Source organism: Streptomyces aurantiogriseus (assembly GCF_014649375.1).
Lineage (GTDB): Bacteria > Actinomycetota > Actinomycetes > Streptomycetales > Streptomycetaceae > Streptomyces > Streptomyces aurantiogriseus.
Map to the genome: position 1 here is coordinate 137,189 of NZ_BMSX01000004.1, position 18,508 is coordinate 155,696.

General features: G+C 70.0%; 19 protein-coding genes and 1 tRNA gene. 12 read left to right on the top strand and 8 right to left on the bottom strand.

From position 1 onward, the window contains the following. Positions 1-85: 85 nt before the first annotated feature. The 8 genes from IE263_RS10080 (at position 86) to IE263_RS10115 (ending at position 6,756) form a co-directional block, all read left to right on the top strand. Positions 86-946, top strand: coding sequence for a helix-turn-helix domain-containing protein (locus tag IE263_RS10080; RefSeq protein WP_189934570.1), 861 nt, complete (start codon positions 86-88; stop codon positions 944-946). A gap of 15 nt (positions 947-961) precedes the next feature. Next, positions 962-1,034 (top strand) — tRNA-Gln (locus IE263_RS10085). A gap of 112 nt (positions 1,035-1,146) precedes the next feature. Further along, complete coding sequence (gene glmU, locus IE263_RS10090; protein ID WP_189934572.1) at positions 1,147-2,595, top strand: bifunctional UDP-N-acetylglucosamine diphosphorylase/glucosamine-1-phosphate N-acetyltransferase GlmU; 1,449 nt, start codon at positions 1,147-1,149, stop codon at positions 2,593-2,595. A gap of 130 nt (positions 2,596-2,725) precedes the next feature. Continuing rightward, positions 2,726-3,700, top strand: coding sequence for a ribose-phosphate diphosphokinase (locus tag IE263_RS10095; protein ID WP_189934574.1), 975 nt, complete (start codon positions 2,726-2,728; stop codon positions 3,698-3,700). A 209-nt stretch (positions 3,701-3,909) separates the two neighbouring features. Then, the gene (locus IE263_RS10100) at positions 3,910-4,506 is read left to right on the top strand and encodes a 50S ribosomal protein L25/general stress protein Ctc (protein ID WP_189934576.1); all 597 of its coding nucleotides are present in this window, start codon (positions 3,910-3,912) and stop codon (positions 4,504-4,506) included. A 72-nt stretch (positions 4,507-4,578) separates the two neighbouring features. Next, on the top strand, positions 4,579-5,181 hold the full coding sequence (gene pth / locus IE263_RS10105) for an aminoacyl-tRNA hydrolase (protein WP_189934578.1): 603 nt from the start codon (positions 4,579-4,581) through the stop codon (positions 5,179-5,181). A gap of 137 nt (positions 5,182-5,318) precedes the next feature. Continuing rightward, the gene (locus IE263_RS10110; RefSeq protein WP_373311932.1) at positions 5,319-5,864 is read left to right on the top strand and encodes a hypothetical protein; all 546 of its coding nucleotides are present in this window, start codon (positions 5,319-5,321) and stop codon (positions 5,862-5,864) included. A gap of 133 nt (positions 5,865-5,997) precedes the next feature. Further along, positions 5,998-6,756: an LPXTG cell wall anchor domain-containing protein gene (locus IE263_RS10115; protein WP_229910883.1), complete on the top strand. Its 759-nt coding sequence runs from the start codon at positions 5,998-6,000 to the stop codon at positions 6,754-6,756. Positions 6,757-6,820: 64 nt separating this feature from the next. On the opposite strand, the gene ppc is transcribed toward IE263_RS10115, so the two are convergent. Next, positions 6,821-9,550, bottom strand: coding sequence for a phosphoenolpyruvate carboxylase (gene ppc / locus IE263_RS10120; protein WP_189934584.1), 2,730 nt, complete (start codon positions 9,548-9,550; stop codon positions 6,821-6,823). A gap of 295 nt (positions 9,551-9,845) precedes the next feature. Here ppc and IE263_RS10125 point away from each other — a divergent pair, with 295 nt between their 5' ends. Beyond that, complete coding sequence (locus IE263_RS10125) at positions 9,846-10,856, top strand: acyl-CoA desaturase (protein WP_189934587.1); 1,011 nt, start codon at positions 9,846-9,848, stop codon at positions 10,854-10,856. Then, a complete protein-coding gene (locus IE263_RS10130; protein WP_189934589.1) occupies positions 10,853-11,530 on the top strand; it encodes a TetR/AcrR family transcriptional regulator in 678 nt (225 codons plus the stop codon). The genes IE263_RS10125 and IE263_RS10130 overlap by 4 nt, the downstream gene beginning before the upstream one ends. Before the next feature lie 87 nt (positions 11,531-11,617). On the opposite strand, the gene IE263_RS10135 is transcribed toward IE263_RS10130, so the two are convergent. The 3 genes from IE263_RS10135 to IE263_RS10145 are packed head-to-tail and all read right to left on the bottom strand — an operon-like array spanning position 11,618 to position 13,032. Next, entirely contained in the window at positions 11,618-11,791 is a 174-nt protein-coding gene (locus tag IE263_RS10135) for a CsbD family protein (protein WP_189934590.1), read from the bottom strand. Between the two features lie 37 nt (positions 11,792-11,828). After that, positions 11,829-12,224 carry a VOC family protein gene (locus IE263_RS10140; RefSeq protein ID WP_189934592.1) on the bottom strand — a complete coding sequence of 132 codons (396 nt, stop codon included), beginning with the start codon at positions 12,222-12,224 and terminating at the stop codon, positions 11,829-11,831. A gap of 1 nt (position 12,225) precedes the next feature. Then, positions 12,226-13,032, bottom strand: coding sequence for a trans-aconitate 2-methyltransferase (locus IE263_RS10145; protein WP_189934594.1), 807 nt, complete (start codon positions 13,030-13,032; stop codon positions 12,226-12,228). Between the two features lie 119 nt (positions 13,033-13,151). Here IE263_RS10145 and IE263_RS10150 point away from each other — a divergent pair, with 119 nt between their 5' ends. Beyond that, the gene (locus tag IE263_RS10150) at positions 13,152-13,649 is read left to right on the top strand and encodes a MarR family winged helix-turn-helix transcriptional regulator (RefSeq protein ID WP_057600602.1); all 498 of its coding nucleotides are present in this window, start codon (positions 13,152-13,154) and stop codon (positions 13,647-13,649) included. Here IE263_RS10150 and IE263_RS10155 read toward each other — a convergent pair. After that, a complete protein-coding gene (locus IE263_RS10155; RefSeq protein ID WP_189934596.1) occupies positions 13,608-14,375 on the bottom strand; it encodes a LuxR C-terminal-related transcriptional regulator in 768 nt (255 codons plus the stop codon). The two genes, IE263_RS10150 and IE263_RS10155, sit on opposite strands and share 42 nt — an antisense overlap. Before the next feature lie 258 nt (positions 14,376-14,633). Here IE263_RS10155 and IE263_RS10160 point away from each other — a divergent pair, with 258 nt between their 5' ends. Continuing rightward, positions 14,634-15,089 (top strand): GNAT family N-acetyltransferase, encoded by a 456-nt coding sequence (locus tag IE263_RS10160; RefSeq protein ID WP_189935326.1) that lies wholly within the window; start codon positions 14,634-14,636, stop codon positions 15,087-15,089. Between the two features lie 155 nt (positions 15,090-15,244). Here the strand turns inward: IE263_RS10160 and galK are convergent, their stop codons facing one another. From galK to galT, 3 genes are read right to left on the bottom strand one after another with little or no spacing between them, the layout of a single operon-like run. Continuing rightward, entirely contained in the window at positions 15,245-16,399 is a 1,155-nt protein-coding gene (gene galK, locus IE263_RS10165) for a galactokinase (protein WP_189934598.1), read from the bottom strand. Then, the gene (gene galE / locus IE263_RS10170) at positions 16,399-17,367 is read right to left on the bottom strand and encodes a UDP-glucose 4-epimerase GalE (RefSeq protein WP_189934600.1); all 969 of its coding nucleotides are present in this window, start codon (positions 17,365-17,367) and stop codon (positions 16,399-16,401) included. The genes galK and galE overlap by 1 nt, the downstream gene beginning before the upstream one ends. Further along, positions 17,364-18,425 (bottom strand): galactose-1-phosphate uridylyltransferase, encoded by a 1,062-nt coding sequence (gene galT, locus IE263_RS10175; RefSeq protein WP_189934602.1) that lies wholly within the window; start codon positions 18,423-18,425, stop codon positions 17,364-17,366. Before galT ends, galE begins: the two co-directional genes overlap by 4 nt. Positions 18,426-18,508 lie beyond the last annotated feature (83 nt).

The following is an 18,508-nucleotide window of genomic DNA, read 5'->3' on the forward strand; positions in this document are numbered from 1 at the left end:
CACCGAAACCCACCGGTATCCCTCGAACTGCTGAACCAGGGCCGTTCGAGGCCGGAACCCTCCATTCCGGCCGGACGGTATGTCCATGGCACATTCCCATGGCAAGTACGCGGACTTCGAGGGGCTCAGGGAGCAGGCGGTCGCGCTGCGGCGGGCGGGACTCAGCCGACGCCAGATCCGGGACCGACTCCGCGTCGACAACAACGACATCCTCAACCGGCTCCTGGAAGGCGAGCCGCCACCCGAGTGGACGAAGCGACCGAACGCGAAGGACGACCTCAGGGCCAGGGCGAGGGAACTCCGGCTCCAGGGCTGGACGTACGACCAGATCCAGGTGGAGCTGGGGTGCTCGAAGAGCTCGATCTCGCTGTGGGTGCGGGACCTGCCGAAGCCTGAGCGGCGTGACCCTGCGGAGCAGGCGAGGCTGGCGTGCCGGAAGAGGTGGGAACACGAGCTGGCCGTGCGGGACGAGCAGCGTCAGCGGACCAAGGCGGCCGCAGCGGCGCAGATCGGCGAGATGTCCGACCGCGACTTGTTCATGGCGGGCGTCGCTCTCTACTGGGCGGAGGGCTCCAAGGACAAGCCCTACGACCGCCGAGAAAATGTCCTCTTTGTCAACAGCGACCCCGACGTGATCCAGCTCTATCTGGCCTGGCTCGCCATGCTGGGCGTAGGACGCGAGCGCCTGACCTACCGCGTAATGATCCACATGACCGCAGACGTAGAAGGAGCCAAGCACTATTGGGCAGACTTGGTCGGCGTCGACGTCTCCACGTTCCAGAAGACGACGATCAAGAAGCACAACCCCAAAACTGTGCGTAAGAACGTTGGCGAGAACTACCGAGGCTGCCTGGTGATTCGGGTGTTGCAGGCAGCAGAGCTGTACCGCCAGATCGAAGGTTGGTGGAAGGGAATGGTGGCTCAGGCTCCAGCACGTCTCGGGTAAGGTCTGACGCAGCGATCCGCCATGGGGTAACTGGTAGCCCGCGGGCCTTTGAAGCCCTGTAGTGCTGGTTCGAATCCAGCTGGCGGAGCTGCGGGTTCGGGTCCTGACCTACACAGGTCAGGGCCCACTCCCATGTCCCCCAAGAAACGCCCCGGTATCCTTCGGATGTCCCCACCCCTACACAGCCGAAGGGCAACTCCGTGAGCGCCATTCGCCCGGCAGCCGTCGTCGTTCTCGCAGCGGGTGAGGGCACCCGTATGAAGTCGGCCACACCGAAGGTCCTGCACGAGATCTGTGGTCGCAGCCTCGTGGGTCATGTGCTGGCCTCCGCCCGTGAGCTGAACCCCGAGAACCTGGTCGTCGTGGTCGGGCACGCGCGGGAGAAGGTCACCGCGCATCTGACCGAGATCGACCCGGACGTGCGCACCGCCGTGCAGGCGGAGCAGAACGGCACCGGGCATGCCGTCCGGATGGGGCTGGAGGAGCTCGGCGGGAGCGTCGACGGGACGGTCGTCGTCGTCTGCGGAGACACGCCCCTCCTCACCGGTGCGACCCTCGCTCAGCTCGCCGCGACCCACCACTCCGACGGCAATGCCGTGACGGTCCTGACCGCCGAGGTGCCGGACGCGACCGGGTACGGCCGGATCGTGCGGGACCCGGCCTCCGGTGCCGTCACCGCGATCGTCGAGCACAAGGACGCGACCGAGGCGCAGCGGGCGATCCGGGAGATCAACTCCGGTGTCTTCGCCTTCGACGGGCAGCTGCTCGCGGACGCGCTGAAGCAGGTGCGCACGGACAACAGTCAGGGCGAGGAGTACCTGACGGACGTGCTCGGGATTCTGCGTGAGGCCGGTCATCGTGTCGGTGCTTCTGTCGCCGTCGATCACCGTGAGATCGCCGGGATCAACAACCGGGTTCAGCTGGCCGAGGCGCGTCGGACCCTCAACGACCGGCTTCTCACCGCCGCGATGCTGGCCGGTGTGACCGTCGTCGACCCGGCCAGCACGTGGGTGGATGTGACGGTCACGTTCGGGCAGGACGCCGTGATCCACCCGGGGACGCAGCTCCACGGGTCGACCCATGTCGGTGAGCGTGCCGAGGTCGGTCCGAACAGCCGGCTGAAGAACACCTCGGTCGGGGCGGGCGCCCGGGTGGACAACACCGTCTCGGAGAGCGCGCAGATCGGTCCGGACGCGACGGTCGGTCCGTTCGCCTACCTGCGGCCGGGCACGCGCCTCGGCGCGAAGGGCAAGATCGGTACGTACGTGGAGACGAAGAACGCCTCCATCGGGGAGGGCACGAAGGTGCCGCATCTCTCCTACGTCGGTGACGCGACCATCGGTGAGTACACGAACATCGGTGCCGCGAGCGTGTTCGTGAACTATGACGGGCAGGACAAGCACCACACCACGGTGGGCTCGCACTGCCGTACGGGGTCGGACAATATGTTTGTGGCTCCTGTCACGGTCGGGGACGGCGCGTACACCGCCGCGGGGTCCGTGATCACGAAGGATGTGCCGCCCGGTTCGCTGGCCGTGGCCCGTGGTCAGCAGCGGAATATCGAGGGTTGGGTGGCTCGTAAGCGTCCGGGCAGTGCGGCGGCGAAGGCGGCTGAGGCGGCGTCCCGGCCGGGCGGGAGCGAAGACTGACCGGAAACGAGTGCGCCAAACACGGCGTACCGTGATAAGTGCACACCCGCACCCACCAGCTGAGACGACCTCTCATGCCCAGCCGAGGTCGCTCGACACCCAGCTGAGACACCTCTGAGGAGACAGTGCTGTGACCGGGATCAAGACGACCGGCGAGAAGAAGTTGATGTTCTTCTCCGGCCGCGCCCACCCCGAGCTTGCCGAGGAGGTCGCCCACCAGCTGGGTGTCGGGGTCGTCCCGACGAAGGCCTTCGACTTCGCCAACGGTGAGATCTACGTCCGTTATCAGGAGTCGGCGCGTGGTGCGGACTGTTTCCTGATCCAGAGCCACACGGCTCCGATCAACAAGTGGATCATGGAGCAGTTGATCATGATCGACGCGTTGAAGCGTGCTTCGGCGCGTTCGATCACCGTCATCGTGCCGTTCTACGGTTATGCGCGGCAGGACAAGAAGCACCGTGGGCGTGAGCCGATCTCGGCGCGTCTGATCGCGGACCTGATGAAGACGGCGGGTGCGGACCGGATCCTCACGGTCGATCTGCACACGGACCAGATCCAGGGTTTCTTCGACGGACCGGTGGACCATCTGTTCGCGTTGCCGCTGCTGGCGGACTATGTGGGCAGCAAGGTGGACAGTTCGAAGCTGACCGTGGTGTCCCCGGACGCCGGCCGTGTCCGGGTCGCCGACCGCTGGTGCGACCGCCTGGGCGCCCCTCTCGCCATCGTGCACAAGCGGCGCGACAAGGACGTGGCGAACCAGGTGACGGTGCACGAGGTCGTGGGTGAGGTCAGGGGCCGGGTGTGTGTCCTGGTCGACGACATGATCGACACGGGTGGCACGATCTGCGCCGCGGCGGACGCGTTGTTCGCGCACGGCGCGGAGGACGTGATCGTGACGGCGACGCACGGTGTGCTGTCGGGTCCGGCGGCGGACCGCCTCAAGAACTCGAAGGTCAGTGAGTTCGTCTTCACCAACACCCTGCCGACGCCGGGTGAGTTGGAGCTGGACAAGATCACGGTTCTGTCCATCGCGCCGACGATCGCGAGTGCGGTGCGTGAGGTGTTCGAGGACGGTTCGGTGACGAGCCTGTTCGACGAGCAGTGAGCCGCTGACCGGGCGTGTGATCGCGCGCGCCCGGGGATGCTCAAGGTCGATTTTTCTGCGGCCTCCCGCGCCGAGTAGACTGCTGCAGTTGCTCGGCGAGGGAGGCCGTACGCGTGTGTACGGCGGTCCGTTATCGACGCGCTCTTCGTAGCAGGCCGTTCGTGGCCGGGTGACCACGTCCGTTCCGATTCCTACGAGGAGTGATCCATATGTCCGAGGTGAAGCTCGCCGCCGAGACGCGCACCGAGTTCGGCAAGGGTGCCGCGCGTCGTATCCGCCGCGACAACAAGGTCCCGGGTGTTCTGTACGGTCACGGCTCCCAGCCGCTGCACCTGACGCTGCCCGGTCACGACCTGCTGCTGGCGCTGCGTACGCCGAACGTTCTGATCTCGCTGGACATCGACGGCAAGACGAACGAGCTGGCGATTCCGAAGGCCGTGCAGCGTGACCCGCTGAAGGGCTTCCTGGAGCACGTCGACCTGCAGCTGGTCAAGCGTGGCGAGACGGTCACGGTCGAGATCCCCGTCCACACCGAGGGTGAGCTGGCCGCGGGTGGCAACCTGCTGGAGCACGTTCTGAACGCGCTGCCGGTCGAGGCCGAGGCCACCCACATCCCCGAGTCCGTCACGGTGTCCGTCGAGGGCCTGGCGGCCGGTGCCTCCGTCCTCGCCAAGGACATCACGCTGCCGAACGGCACCAAGCTGGCCGTCGACGAGGACGCGGTCGTTCTGCAGGTCCTGGCCGCGCAGGCCGAGGAGGCCCCGGGCGAGGCCGCCGAGGGCGAAGAGGCCGCTGCCGAGGCCTGATCCTCACCGTCGTCGTTTGTTCGTCAGCCGCTGTTCCCGCCGGGGACAGCGGCTGGCGCGTATCAAGGAGACATGGACGTGACGACCGACCCAAGTGCCCCGTGGCTGATCGTGGGCCTCGGCAATCCGGGCCCCGACTACGCCATGAACCGGCACAACGTGGGGTTCATGGTGGCCGATCTGCTGGCCGAGCGGATCGGGGGGAGGTTCAAGCGGGCGAGCAAGGCGCAGGCGCAGGTCGTCGAGGGGCGGATCGGTCCGCCGGGGCCGGGGAACCGGCGGGTGATCCTGGCGAAGCCGATGTCGTACATGAACCTGTCGGGTGGCCCGGTGAACGCGCTGCGGGACTTCTACAAGGTGCCGGCCGCCCACATCGTCGCCGTGCATGACGAGCTCGACATCGACTACGGGGTGCTGCGGCTCAAGCTGGGTGGCGGGGACAACGGGCACAACGGGTTGAAGTCGATGACGAAGGCGTTCGGTGCGGACTACCACCGGGTGCGGTTCGGGATCGGGCGGCCGCCGGGGCGGATGCAGGTCGCGGACTTCGTGCTGAAGGATTTCTCGTCGGCGGAGCGCAAGGAACTGGACTACTTCGTCGACCGGGCGGCGGACGCGGTGGAGTGCCTGGTGATCGACGGGCTGGAGCGGGCGCAGAGCACGTACAACTCCTGAGGCCGGACCGACTCCCGAGGCCGGACCGAATCGTGAGGCCGGGCCGACTCGTGGGACCGGGCGGTCGGCCGGAGAAAGGTACGGACAACTCGCCACTTGTCCCCCACCGAGGTTGACGGTTCGTTCAGGCATGGCCAATGATCCCCGCCATGCCTGCCACAGCCGCCCCCTCCCGTCGGCGCTCCCGTCAGGGGGCCTCCCGCCGGGGGTCCTCCCGCCGGACCTCGGTCACCGCGCTGCGCTTCGGCCGGCTTGCGGCGATGGGTGTGGTCGCCCTGCTCATCCTGATCGCGGGGGTGTGGGGGTCGTGGGGGACCGCGCAGCACGTGATGCTGACGAAGGGCCACGAACAGGGCACGATCAAGGTGACCCGGTGCGGTGCGGATGCGTGCACGGGGCCGTACACGCCGTTGTCGGCGGGTTCGACGGCACGCGCGCGTGTGGTGATCGAGAAGACGGTGGCGGTGCGCGCGGGGCAGACGTACACGGTGGTGGTGAAGCCGGACAGCGACGAGGTGGTGCGGTCCGGTCCCGCCGGGGTGCTGTACTCGTGGGTGCCGATGGGCGGGGCGCTGCTGCTGGCGTCGGTGGTGGTGGCCGGCGGGCTGGGGCGGACGCGGGTCGGGTGGGTGCTGGCGGGGTCCGGGGTGGCGTTGCTGACGGCTGTTTTCGTGACGATCTGAGGGCGGCGCCGTTCTCCGGGTGTGGAACGGGGGTTCGTTGCCTCTTCGTGCTTGACCTGAGGTCAGCGCGGGCCGGATGCTGAACCGCCCCCTCCACATCTTCCCCTTTCGTCACTCGAAGATGGATTGCCCCATGCGTACCCTCACTCGCGCCGGCGTTTTCGTCGCCGCGTCCTCGGCTGTTTTCCTGTTGGCCCCCGCCGCCCACGCCACGGGTGACGACACGTACACCGTGCAGCTGCGGCAGCAGCTGCCGCGGACCGCGACCACCGATGACGGGGGTGCGCCGCAGGAGTCGCGGGACGAGTGCCCCGGTGTCCCCGACGGCCAGGACGGCTGGCATTTCGTGCTGCCGGGGAAGTCGTCGGATTTCGTGAAGCTGACGGTGACCTTCGAGCCGGGCGGTCAGCAGGTGGTGACGGACTTCGGCCCGCCGTCCGACAAGCACGCCTACGTGTGGTCGCTCCCGGGGGCGAAGCTGACGTCGGCGGTCGCCGAGGTGCGCGGCGGTGAGCTGGAGCTGTTCAACCTCTCGCACACCTGCCCGGTGACCGGGGGCACGCCGAGCGGCTCGGCGTCACCGTCGTCGAGCACCAGCCCCGAGCCGTCGTCGAGCACGAGCACGTCCCCGTCGTCGAGCACGAGCACGTCCCCGTCCTCGAGCACGAGCACGTCTCCGTCGACGGGCACGACCACGGAGCCGACCGCGTCGCCCACCGGCAGCGGTGCCGCCGCCCCGGCCGCGTCCTCGTCGGCGCAGGCCGGCGGCGGTGACCTCGCCGAGACGGGCAGCGGCGCCCCGGTCGGTGCCCTGTCCGCGGTCGCGGCCGTGCTGGTCGCCGCGGGCGGTTTCCTGGCGTTCCGCCGTCGCAACGGCGCACGTCAGGGCTGATGCATGGACGAAGGTGCCCCCGAGCCGGTACGGGCTCGGGGGCACCTTCGTGTGTGAGCGGCGGTCAGCCGGTGTTGCGCAGGCCCGCTGCCACGCCGTTGACGGTGAGGAGCAGGGCGCGGGAGAGGAGGGGGTCGGGTTCCTCGCCGGCGGCTGCGGCGTCGCGCTGGCGCTTGAGCAGGGTGACCTGGAGGTAGGAGATGGGGTCGAGGTAGGCGTCGCGGATGGTGAAGGTCTGCTTGAGGACGGGGGTGGCGTCGAGCAGTTCGCGCTCACCGGTGATCTTGAGGACCTCGGCGACGGTGAGGGCGTGCTCGGCCTCGATGGTCTCGAAGACGTGCTTGAGGTCGTCGGGGACGAGGGTGTCGACGTAGTGGCGGGCGATCCGCAGGTCGGTCTTGGCGAGGGTCATCTCGACGTTGGAGACGAAGTTGCGGAAGAAGTGCCACTGCTCGTGCATCTCGTCGAGGACGGTGTCGAGGCCGGCCTCGCGCAGGGCCTTCAGGCCGGAGCCGACGCCGAACCAGCCGGGGACGATCTGCCGGGACTGGGTCCAGCCGAACACCCAGGGGATGGCGCGCAGTCCGTCGAGGCCGGCGCCGGAGTCGGGGCGCCGGGAGGGGCGCGAGCCGAGGTGGAGGTCGGCGAGCTGGTCGACGGGGGTGGAGGCGAAGAAGTACGCCGGGAGGTCGGGGTCCTCGACGAGCCTGCGGTAGGCGGCGTGGGCGGCGTCCGAGACGACGTCCATGGCGGCGTCCCAGCGGGCGAGGGCCTCGTCGGACTGGCGGGGCGCGGTGTGCAGGGCGGAGGCCTGCAGGGTGGCGGCGACCGTCAGTTCCAGGTTCTCGCGGGCCAGGGAGGGGATGAGGTACTTGTCGGAGATGACCTCGCCCTGTTCGGTGACCTTGATCTCGCCTTCGAGGGTGCCCCAGGGCTGGGCGAGGATCGCGTCGTGGGAGGGGCCGCCGCCGCGGCCGACGGTGCCGCCGCGGCCGTGGAAGAGGCGCAGGCGGACGCCGTAGCGGTGGGCGACGTCGCGCAGGCGGCGCTGGGCGCGGTGGATCTCCCACTGCGAGGTGGTGATGCCGCCGAACTTCGAGGAGTCGGAGTAGCCGAGCATGACCTCCTGGACGTCGCCGCGCAGGGCGACGAGGCGTCGGTAGGAGGGGTCGGCGAGCATGTCCTCGAGGATGGTGTCGGCGGCCTTGAGCTCGTCGGTGGTCTCCAGCAGCGGCACGATGCCGATCTTCGCCCAGCCGGCGTGCAGGTCGATCAGGCCGGCCTCGCGGGCGAGGACGGCGGCGGCGAAGACGTCGTCGGCGCCCTGGCACATGGAGATGATGTACGACTCGATGACCTCGGGTCCGAAGACCTCCAGGGCCCGCTTGACGGTGAGGAAGACGCCGAGGGTCTTCTCGCCGGCCGCGTCGACGGGCGCCGGGGTGGGCGCGAGGGGCCTTCTGGACCGCAGTTCCTTCGCGAGGAGCTTCGTGCGGTACTCGCGGGGCATGTCGGCGTAGCGCCAGGACTCCTCGCCGAGACGGTCGAAGAGCTGGCCGAGGGCGTGGTGGTGGGCGTCGGCGTGTTCGCGGACGTCCATGGTGGCGAGCTGGAGGCCGAAGGCGGACAGGGTGCGGATGGTGCGGTTCATGCGGCCGTCGGCGAAGAGGCCGCCGCGGTGCTCGCGCAGGGAGGTCTGGATGAGGGTGAGGTCGCGCAGGAGTTCGCTGGTGCCGAGGTAGTCGCGGCCGGGTTCGTGCGGGGTGCCCTTGGCGAGGCGCTGCTTGGTGTTCTCCAGCTTCTGCCGGATGCAGGTGGCCTTGAGGCGGTAGGGCTCCTCGGCGTTGAGGCGCTTGTAGCGGGGGCTGATCTCGGGCAGCCGCTCCAGGTCGGTCTTCAGGGACTCCAGGAGTTCCTCCGTGGCTCCGGTGTACCTGATGGAGTTGGAGAGGAAGCCGCGCAGCTCGTCGATCATCTCCAGGGCGTCGTTGATGCCGTGCTCGTGCTGGAGGATCAGGACGTCCCAGGTGACCTGGGGGGTCACGTTGGGGTTGCCGTCGCGGTCGCCGCCGATCCAGGTGCCGAAGGTCAGCGGACGGCTGTCCTCCGGGACGGTGACGCCGACGCGTTCCAGTTCGGCGGTGAGGTCCTCCAGGACGTCGCCGACGGCGCCCGCGTGCAGCTCGTCGAGGTAGTAGATGGCGTTGCGGGCCTCGTCGGCCGGTTCGGGGCGGACGACGCGCAGTTCGTCGGTCTGCCAGACGAGGTCGATGTTCTCGGCCAGCCGGGTGTCGTGGCGGCGGCGGTCGGCCTCGATGACGGGGGTCTCCAGGAGCGCGGCGACGCGCCGGAGCTTGTTCAGTACCGACCGGCGCGCGGCCTCGGTGGGGTGGGCCGTGAACACGGGGCGGACGTTGAGGTTGCGGACGGTCTCGCGGACGTGGTCGGGGTCGGCGTCCTTGAGGCGGTCGGCGGTGCGGGCGAGGAGGCCGCCCTCGGCGGCGCGCCTGGCGCGCAGTTCGCGGCCGCGGTGGACCTGCTCGGTGACGTTGGCCAGGTGGAAGTAGGTGGAGAAGGCGCGGACCAGCTTGGCCGCGGTCTCCAGTTCGGTGCCGCGCAGCAGTTCGGCGGCGGCCTCACCGTCCTCGCGGGTGAGGCGGCGGACCTTCTCGACCAGGTCGAGGAGCTCGGGGCCCTCCTGCCGGACGAGGGTCTCACCGAGGAGGTCGCCCAGTCGGCGGATGTCGGCGCGCAGCTCGGTGCTGGTCGTCGTCTGGTCGTCGGCACTGCTCACAGGTGCGGCTCCTTGCAGTGTTGAAGCTCGTCCGGGAGGGGAACCCGTCAAGTCGGGCCCCGCGGCGGGCGCCGCATACGGGCCAGAACATCCGGGAATGAATCAGAGCGGACCGCGCTGTCCGACCGTCTCCAAGGATAGGTGTCCGTGCGGACGCGCTGGCTTCCGGGCTCGTGCCGCCCGGGCTGCGCACTGCCATACTTACGATGCCGTAGGTTACGGAACCGTAGGAAAAACTCTCCGCGGTTGCCGGCCCGGCTTCTGTCTCGAATCCACGACCCCCCAGGGGACGCGCATGACCACAAGCTCCGACGTGATCGAAGACCCTTCGAAGGCGCCCGACGACTCCTCCACGCCCTCCGCCACCCTGGGTGGCGAACAGAAGCGTTCGATCGAGCAGATCACGCTGCTGCTCTTCATCACCGTGCCGTTCCTGGCGCTGCTCGCGGCGGTGCCGCTGGCGTGGGGCTGGGGGGTGAGCTGGCTGGATCTGGGATTGCTGGTCTTCTTCTACTTCCTCGGATGCCACGGCATCACGATCGGCTTCCACCGCTACTTCACGCACGGCTCGTTCAAGGCCAGGCGGCCTCTGCGGATCGCACTGGCGATCATGGGGTCGCTGGCGGTGGAGGGCCCGCTGGTGCGCTGGGTGGCCGACCATCGCAAGCACCACAAGTTCTCCGACGCGGAGGGCGACCCGCATTCGCCGTGGCGGTTCGGGGAGACGGTCCCGGCGCTGATGAAGGGCCTGTGGTGGGCACACATCGGCTGGATGTTCGACGAGGAGCAGACGCCGCAGGACAAGTACGCGCCGGATCTGATCAAGGACCCGGCGATCCGGGCGATCTCCCGGCAGTTCGTGCTGTGGACGGTGGTGTCGCTGGCGCTGCCGGCGCTGATCGGCGGTCTGGTGACGATGTCCTGGTGGGGTGCGTTCACCGGGTTCTTCTGGGGTTCGCTGGTGCGGGTCGCCCTGCTGCACCACGTGACGTGGTCGATCAACTCGATCTGTCACGCGGTGGGCAAGCGCCCGTTCAAGTCGCGGGACCGTTCCGGGAACGTGTGGTGGCTGGCGGTCCTGTCCTGCGGAGAGTCCTGGCACAACCTGCACCACGCCGACCCGACGTCGGCGCGGCACGGTGTGGAGCGCGGGCAGCTGGACTCCTCCGCGCGCCTCATCCGCTGGTTCGAGAAGCTCGGCTGGGCGTACGACGTGCGCTGGCCGTCACGCTCACGTATCGATTCGCGCCGGAACACCGGTGGGGACGGCTCCCGGCGCCGGAAGGTGACCGCTGACGCGGCATGATGGACGCCGTGGCGACCGACTCCAGCAGTACCCCGAGCAATGAGAAGCCGCGGCGGACGCGTCGCACCCGGATGACCGGTGCCGAGCGCCGCCAGCAGCTGCTGGAGATCGGTCGTACCCTCTTCGCGGCCAAGGGGTTCGAGGGCACGTCGGTGGAGGAGATCGCGGCGAAGGCCGGGGTGTCCAAGCCGGTGGTGTACGAGCACTTCGGCGGCAAGGAGGGGCTGTACGCGGTGGTGGTGGACCGTGAGATGCGCCGTCTGCTGGACATGGTGACCAGCTCTCTCACCGCCGGCCACCCCCGGGAGCTGTGCGAGCAGGCGGCCTTCGCCCTCCTCGACTACATCGAGGAGTACACGGACGGTTTCCGCATCCTGGTCCGCGACTCCCCGATCCCCCAGTCGACGGGTTCCTTCGCCTCTCTGATCTCCGACATCGCCACCCAGGTGGAGGACATCCTCGGCCGCGAGTTCAAGAGCCGCGGCTTCGACCCGAAGCTGGCTCCCCTGTACGCCCAGGCCCTGGTCGGCATGGTCGCCCTGACCGGCCAGTGGTGGCTGGACGTGCGCCGCCCGAAGAAGGCGGAGGTGGCGGCGCATCTGGTGAACCTGGCGTGGCACGGTCTGGACGGCCTGGAGCAGAAGCCGCGGCTGATCGGCCACCGCAAGAGCTGACCGCGTGCGTGGGCCCCCGTCCGGGTTCCGGCCGGGGGCCTCTTCGCGTTCCTGTCCGTGCTTCGTCTGTGCTTCGTGCGTGCTTCGTCAGTGCTTGAAGATGTCCTTCATCTTCTCCTTGGCCTGGCGTGCGTCGCCCTTGGACTGCCCGGCGCGGCCCTTGGCCTCCGCCCTCGCGTCGCCCGCGGTGCGCCCGACGACTTCCTTGGCCTTGCCCTTGGCCTGTTCCTTCTTCGCCTTGGCCTTCTGCTCTCGCGCCACCGTCGATCACTTCCAGTCAGGTCCGACTACGGTGTCGCTACAGCGGGTAACCCTGCCCGCGCCGCTCAAACTCCGGCCAGGGCTCCAGGAACTCCAGCCGGTTGCCGACGGGGTCCCAGGCATGGAAGCGCTGGTGGCCGGGGAGGTCGCCGTCCCGGACCACCCGCACGCCGTGGGCCTCCAGCCGGGCGGCGTACGCCTCGATACCGCTGACGCGGAGTCCCGGGTGGGCCTTCGGCGACGGCCGGAAGTCCTTCTCGATGCCGAGGTGGAGCTGGACGTTCCCCGCCTGGAACCAGCAGCCTCCCCGGGCCGCGAGCAGGGGCGGCTTGGGGATCTCGGTCATGCCGAGGGCGTCGGCGTAGAAGGGGCGCAGGAGGTCCTCGGAGCCGGGTGGGGCGGCGAGCTGGACGTGGTCGACAGCGGTGATCACCTCACGCCTCCTTCCGGGCCACCACGAACAGCCGGCGGAACGGCAGGACCGTGCCGTAGGCGTGGGACGGGTAGGCCTCCCGGAGGAGGTCGCGGTACTCGGTGACGAAGGCGTCGCGGGCCTCGGGGTCGTCGGCGAGGGCGGTGAGGACGGGGCGCAGGGCGGTGCCCTTGGTCCAGTCGAGGACGGGGTCCTCGCCCTCCAGGACGTGGTGGTACGTCGTCGTCCAGACGTCCGTGTCGCAAGCGAGGCGGGCGAGGTGGTCGAGGTAGACGCCGGGGGCGTGGACGGAGTCCTCGTGGCGCAGGACGGGGGCGAGGCGGTCCTTCCAGCGGGGTGTGTTGCCGAGGTCGCGCAGGAGGGCGTGCAGGGGAGCGTGGACGTTGTCGGGGACCTGGAAGGCGAAGGTGCCGCCGGGGGCGAGGCCGTCGAGCCAGGCGGGGAAGGCGTCCAGGTGGCCGGGGACCCAGTGGAGAGCGGCGTTCGACACGATCAGGTCGTACGTCTCCGTCGGCGTCCAGGTGGTGAGGTCGGCGTACGCGAAGTCGAGGCGCGCGCCGGCGTGCGCCTGCGCTTCGGCGAGCATCTGCTCGGAGTTGTCGTAGCCGGTGATGCGGGCGGTGGGCCAGCGGTCGGCGAGGACGGTGGTGACGTTGCCGGGGCCGCAGCCGAGGTCGGCGATGCGGGGTGGCCCTGCGGGCGGTTCGGTGGGCAGGTCGGGGACGCGGGCGAGGAGGTCGGTGAAGGGGCGGGCTCGGTGGCCGGCGTGACGCAGGTACTGCGCGGGGTCCCAGGTGGGGGCGGGCATGGGTGGGCCTCCTCGTCGTGACGGTTCCGGCGGGTCCAGCCTCCCAGCGAATTTAGCTTGACGTCAAGAGACTCGACATCAAGAGACTTCATGTCGACACAACCACTACACTGATCGTCATGGAGGACGAGGTCGATCGGCTGGTCGCAGCATGGCGCCGGGAGCGCCCGGACCTCGACGTGGAGCCGCTGGAAGTGCTCAGCCGGGTGAGCAGACTGGCCCGGCATCTGGACCGGGCACGCCGGCTGGCGTTCTCCGAGCATCAGCTGGAGCCCTGGGAGTTCGACGTCCTGACCGCGCTCCGGCGCGCGGGGGCGCCGTACCAGCTGTCGCCGGGGCAGTTGCTGACGCAGACGCTGGTCACGTCGGGCACGATGACGAACCGGATCGACCGGCTCGCGAAGAAGGGCCTGGTGGAGCGGCTGCCCGATCCGAGCGACCGGCGCGGTGTGCTGGTGCGGCTCACGGACGACGGCAAGGACCGCGCCGACCAGGCGCTGGCCGGCCTGCTCGACCAGGAGCGGGCGATCCTGGCCGAGCTGTCCCACGCCCAGCGCGGCGAACTGGCCGGACTGCTACGCCAGCTGACCGCCCCGTTCGACAACATCCCCGGCTAGGTCGGCCGGCCCGACGCCCGCGCGGCGCGCGAGGGCGACCGCGGCCAGCGTGGAGTGCACGCCCAGCTTGCCCAGCACGTTCTGCATGTGGGTGCGGACGGTGTGCGGGGAGAGGAACAGGCGCTCGGCGACGGCTTTGCGCCCCAGCCCCGCGACCATGCAGCGCAGCACCTCCCGCTCGCGGGGCGTGAGGGACTCCACGAGCCGCTCGCTCTCGGTGCGGTGCTTGCGCGCGGCCGTCAGTTCCCGCAGCACGCCCGTGAGCAGGGCGGGCGGCAGATGCGTCTCCTCGCGCAGCACCCCGCGGATGACGGTGAGCAGCCGCGACAGCGAGCAGTCCTTCGCCACCCAGCCGGATGCCCCGGCCTGCAGGGCGAGGGCCGCGCGGCGCGGGTCGTCCTTCTCGGCGAGGACGACGACCCGGACGTGCGGCTGCGCGCTGCGGACCCCGGCGACGAGGGAGATCCCGTCGACGAGCCCGTCCTCGCCCACCTCCTGCACGGGCACCGCGGGCCGTACGCCCGGCAGGCGGCCGCCCAGATCGGCGTCGACGAGCAGCACGTCGTACCGGCGTCCCTCGGCGGCCGCGCGCTCCAGGCTGCGCAGGGCCGCCGGGCCGCTGCCGGCGGCGGAGACGTCGACGTCGGGCTCGGCGGCCAGTGCGGCGGCGAGCGACTCGGCGAAGATACGGTGGTCGTCGACGACCAGGACTCGGATGCGAACCACGAAACCCCCTTCCCCAGGCTCCTTCACGGAGCAGGGGATACCCCAGGTCCGGAGAACGACGACCGGCGCGGGTACGACGCCCGGAGGGGGTCCGCCCACACGGCCGCCGCCGTGCAGAAACCGCTACCCCCACCTCGGGCGCCGTACCCGACTGTCTCGCCCCCTGATCAGCACCGGCCCCCACCGGTGCTGTTCACAGGGTAGGGCTGTGGGCGGGGAGGGGAAGGCAATTTGCAGAACTGGCCGTCCGGCGCGTTTATGGTGTGCCGCATGTTTCGTCTTGAGACAGAAGTCGACAGGACCCGGCGTGATCTTCTCCGCTCGCGGCTCCTCGACACCAACACGGCGGCCTCCCCCATCCTGCGTGCCCTGCGCGGAACACCCGCCGAACGCGAAACCCCGCTGCACGTCTGGGCGTCGGACGGCACCGGCGACCTGGCCGGCGGCCTCGTCGGCCACACCTGGACCACCTGGCTGCACGTCACCTACCTCTGGGTCGACGAACGCCACCGCGGCACCGGCCTCGGCACCCGCCTGCTCACGGAGGCGGAACGCGTCGCGCGGCAGGAACGGGGCTGCCGGCGGGTGCGGCTGGAGACCTGGGACTTCCAGGCGCCGGACTTCTACAGGAAGCGGGGGTACGAGGTGGTGTGCGTGATCGAGGACTATCCGCCGGGGGTCACGGAGTTCACGTTGACGAAGCGGCTGGGGTGAGCGGGGGGGGGCGGGCGGAGCGCGGCAGCAGCTCGAGGCGGCCGCGCCCGTCGGAGCGCGCGCGTATCGCGTCGCCCCTCACCGTCCCGCCCCCGCCCCCGAAAAAACCGTCAGCCCCGCACAGGCGTACGGGGCTGAGGAGGCTGCCGAAGAGCTCAGCTCACCCGTCGGGCCCCCGCCGAGGGCACCGCCTCGAACACGCGCGGGGCCGTCAAGCCGGCCGCGGCGAAGGCCTCTTCGACCGCCTTGGTGATGGTGTCGACGTCGGCGGCCTCCGCGAGGACGATCGCCGAGCCGCCGAATCCGCCGCCGGTCATCCGGGCGCCGAGGGCCCCCGAGGCGAGGGCGGTGTCCACGACGAGGTCCAGCTCGGGACAGGAGACACGGAAGTCGTCGCGCAGGGAGGCGTGGCCCTCGGTGAGGACCGGGCCGATGGCGCGGGTGTCGCCCGACTCCAGCAGGGCGACCACGCGTTCCACGCGCTCGTCCTCCGTCACCACGTGACGGACCAGCCGGCGGACCTCCTCCTCGTCGCCGAGCCGGGCGAGTGCCGCGTCCAGCTCGGTGTACGGGACGTCCCGCAGGGCGTCGACGCCCAGCAGGGCCGCGCCCTTCTCGCAGCCGGCGCGGCGCTTGCCGTACTCGCCGTTGCTGTGGGCGTGCTTGACCTGGGTGTCGACGACGAGCAGGCGCAGCCCCAAGGCGGCCAGGTCGAAGGGGATCTGCTTCTGGGAGAGGTCGCGGGTGTCGAGGAACAGGGCGTGGCCGGCCTCGCAGCAGGCGGACGCGGTCTGGTCCATGATCCCGGTGGGGGCGCCGACGTAGACGTTCTCGGCGCGCTGACACAGGCGGGCGAGCTGCCAGCGCTGCAGGCCGAGGTCGTACAGGTCGTTGAGCGCCAGCGCGACGACGACCTCCAGGGCCGCCGAGGAGGACAGGCCCCCGCCCGACGGGACCGTCGAGGTGAGGTGGATGTCGGCGCCGGCGACCGGGTGGCCGGCCTCGCGCAGCGCCCAGACCACGCCGGCCGGGTACGCCGTCCAGTTCCCGTCCGTCTGCGGGGTGAGGTCGGCCGGCCGCAGCTCGACGACGCCGCCCTCGACGTCCGCCGAGTGCAGACGCAGGACGCCGTCCTCGCGGCGCGCGACCGCGGCGGTGGCGGTGTGCGGCAGCGCGAAGGGCATCACGAAGCCGTCGTTGTAGTCGGTGTGCTCCCCGATGAGGTTGACGCGGCCGGGCGCCGACCAGACGCCCTCGGGCTCGGCCCCGTACAGCTCGACGAAGCCGTCCCGCACCTGCTCTGCGCCCACTACTGCTCCCTTGCGATCTTCTGCGTGAACTCCCACGCGTCCGCGACGATACCGGCGAGGTCCGCGCGGGACGGGTTCCAGCCCAGGCGCTCCCGGGCGGTGGCCGCCGAGGCGACCAGGACCGCCGGGTCGCCGCCGCGGCGGGGGGCCACGACCTCGGGGATCGGGTGGCCGGTGACCTTGCGGACGGTCTCGACGACCTCGCGGACGGAGAAGCCGTTGCCGTTGCCGAGGTTGCAGATGAGGTGCTCGCCGGGGGTCGCCGCCTCGACGGCCAGCAGGTGGGCCTCGGCCAGGTCCGCGACGTGGATGTAGTCGCGGATGCAGGTGCCGTCCGGCGTCGGGTAGTCGTCGCCGAAGACGGAGATCGCGTCCCGCCTGCCCTGCGCGACCTGGAGGACGAGCGGGATGAGGTGCGACTCGGGGTCGTGGCGCTCGCCGTACGCGCCGTAGGCACCGGCCACGTTGAAGTAGCGCAGGGAGACCGCGCCGAGTCCGTGGGCGGTGGCCTCGCCGGTGATCATGTGGTCGACGGCGAGCTTGGACGCTCCGTAGGGGGAGGTCGGCGCGGTGGGGTCGGTCTCGGTGATCGGGGTGTTGACGGGCTCGCCGTAGGTGGCGGCCGTCGACGAGAAGACCAGCTTGCGCACGCCCGCCTCGCGCATGGCGCCGAGCAGGGCCATGGTGCCGCCGACGTTGTTGTCCCAGTACTTCTCCGGCTTCACCACCGACTCGCCGACCTGCGAGAACGCGGCGAAGTGGAGGACGGCGTCGAAGGAGGGGTCGAGCCACTTGGCGGCGTCCCGGATGTCGCCCTCGACGAACGCGGCGCCCGCCGGGACGCCCTCGCGGAATCCGGTGGAGAGGTTGTCGAGGACGACGACCTCGTGTCCCGCCTCCAGCAGGTGCTGGGCGACCACGCTGCCGACGTACCCCGCGCCGCCCGTGACCAGATACTTGCCGCTCATGAACTCGCTACCTCTCGCAGTCGCTCGGCCGCGCGCTCCGGCGGCACGTCGTTGATGAACACGCTCATGCCGGACTCGGAACCCGCGAGGAACTTCAGCTTGCCGGACGTGCGGCGGATGGTGAAAAGCTCGAGGTGGAGCGCGAAGTCGTCGCGGTTGACGCCCTCGAACTCCTCCAACTGCCCGAACGGCGCCTGGTGCCAGGCCGCGATGTACGGCGTCGGCGGCTCACTCTCCCCGAAAATCCGGTCGAAGCGCCTCAAGAGTTCCAGATAGACCTTGGGGAACTCTGTGCGCGCCGCCTCGTCGAGGCCGAGCAGGTCGGGGACGCGGCGCTTGGGGTACAGGTGCACCTCGTACGGCCAGTGCGCCGCGTACGGCACGAACGCGACCCAGTGTTCACCCTCCAGGACGACCCGCTCCTCGGCGAGTTCGCGCTCGAGGACGGCGTCGAAGAGGTTCTCCCCGCCGGTGGCGTCCTTGTGTGCGGCGAGTGAACGCAGCATCAGGGCGGTGCGCGGAGTGGTGAACGGGTAGGCGTAGATCTGCCCGTGCGGGTGACCCAGGGTCACACCGATCTCGGCGCCGCGGTTCTCGAAGCAGAACACCTGTTCCACGGAGGGCAGATGCGACAGTTCGGACGTCCGGTCCGTCCACGCGTCGAGCACCAGGCGTGCCTGCTCCTCGGTGAGGCCGGCGAAGGAGGCGTTGTGGTCGGAGGTGAAGCAGACCACCTCGCAGCGCCCGGAGTCGCCGGCGAGGGAGGGGAAACGGTTCTCGAAGACGACGACGTCGTACGACGAGTCCGGGATCTCGCTCAGCCGGTCGCCCTGGGACGGGCACAGGGGGCACTCGTCGGCCGGCGGGTGGTAGGTGCGCCCCTGCCGGTGCGAGGCGACGGCGATGGAGTCGCCGAGGAGCGGGTCCCGGCGTACCTCCGAAGTGGTGACGGTGCGCTCCAGCGGACGGCGGTCCACCGCGTCGCGCACCGAGTCGTCCCGCAGGTCGTAGTAGATGAGCTCACGACCGTCGGCCAAGCGGGTCGAGGTCTTCTTCACCGCGACTCTCCATCCGTGCACCGAGCAATATCAACAAAGCTTCAAACAGAACCGAACACATAAAACCATAACCCCCCACGAGA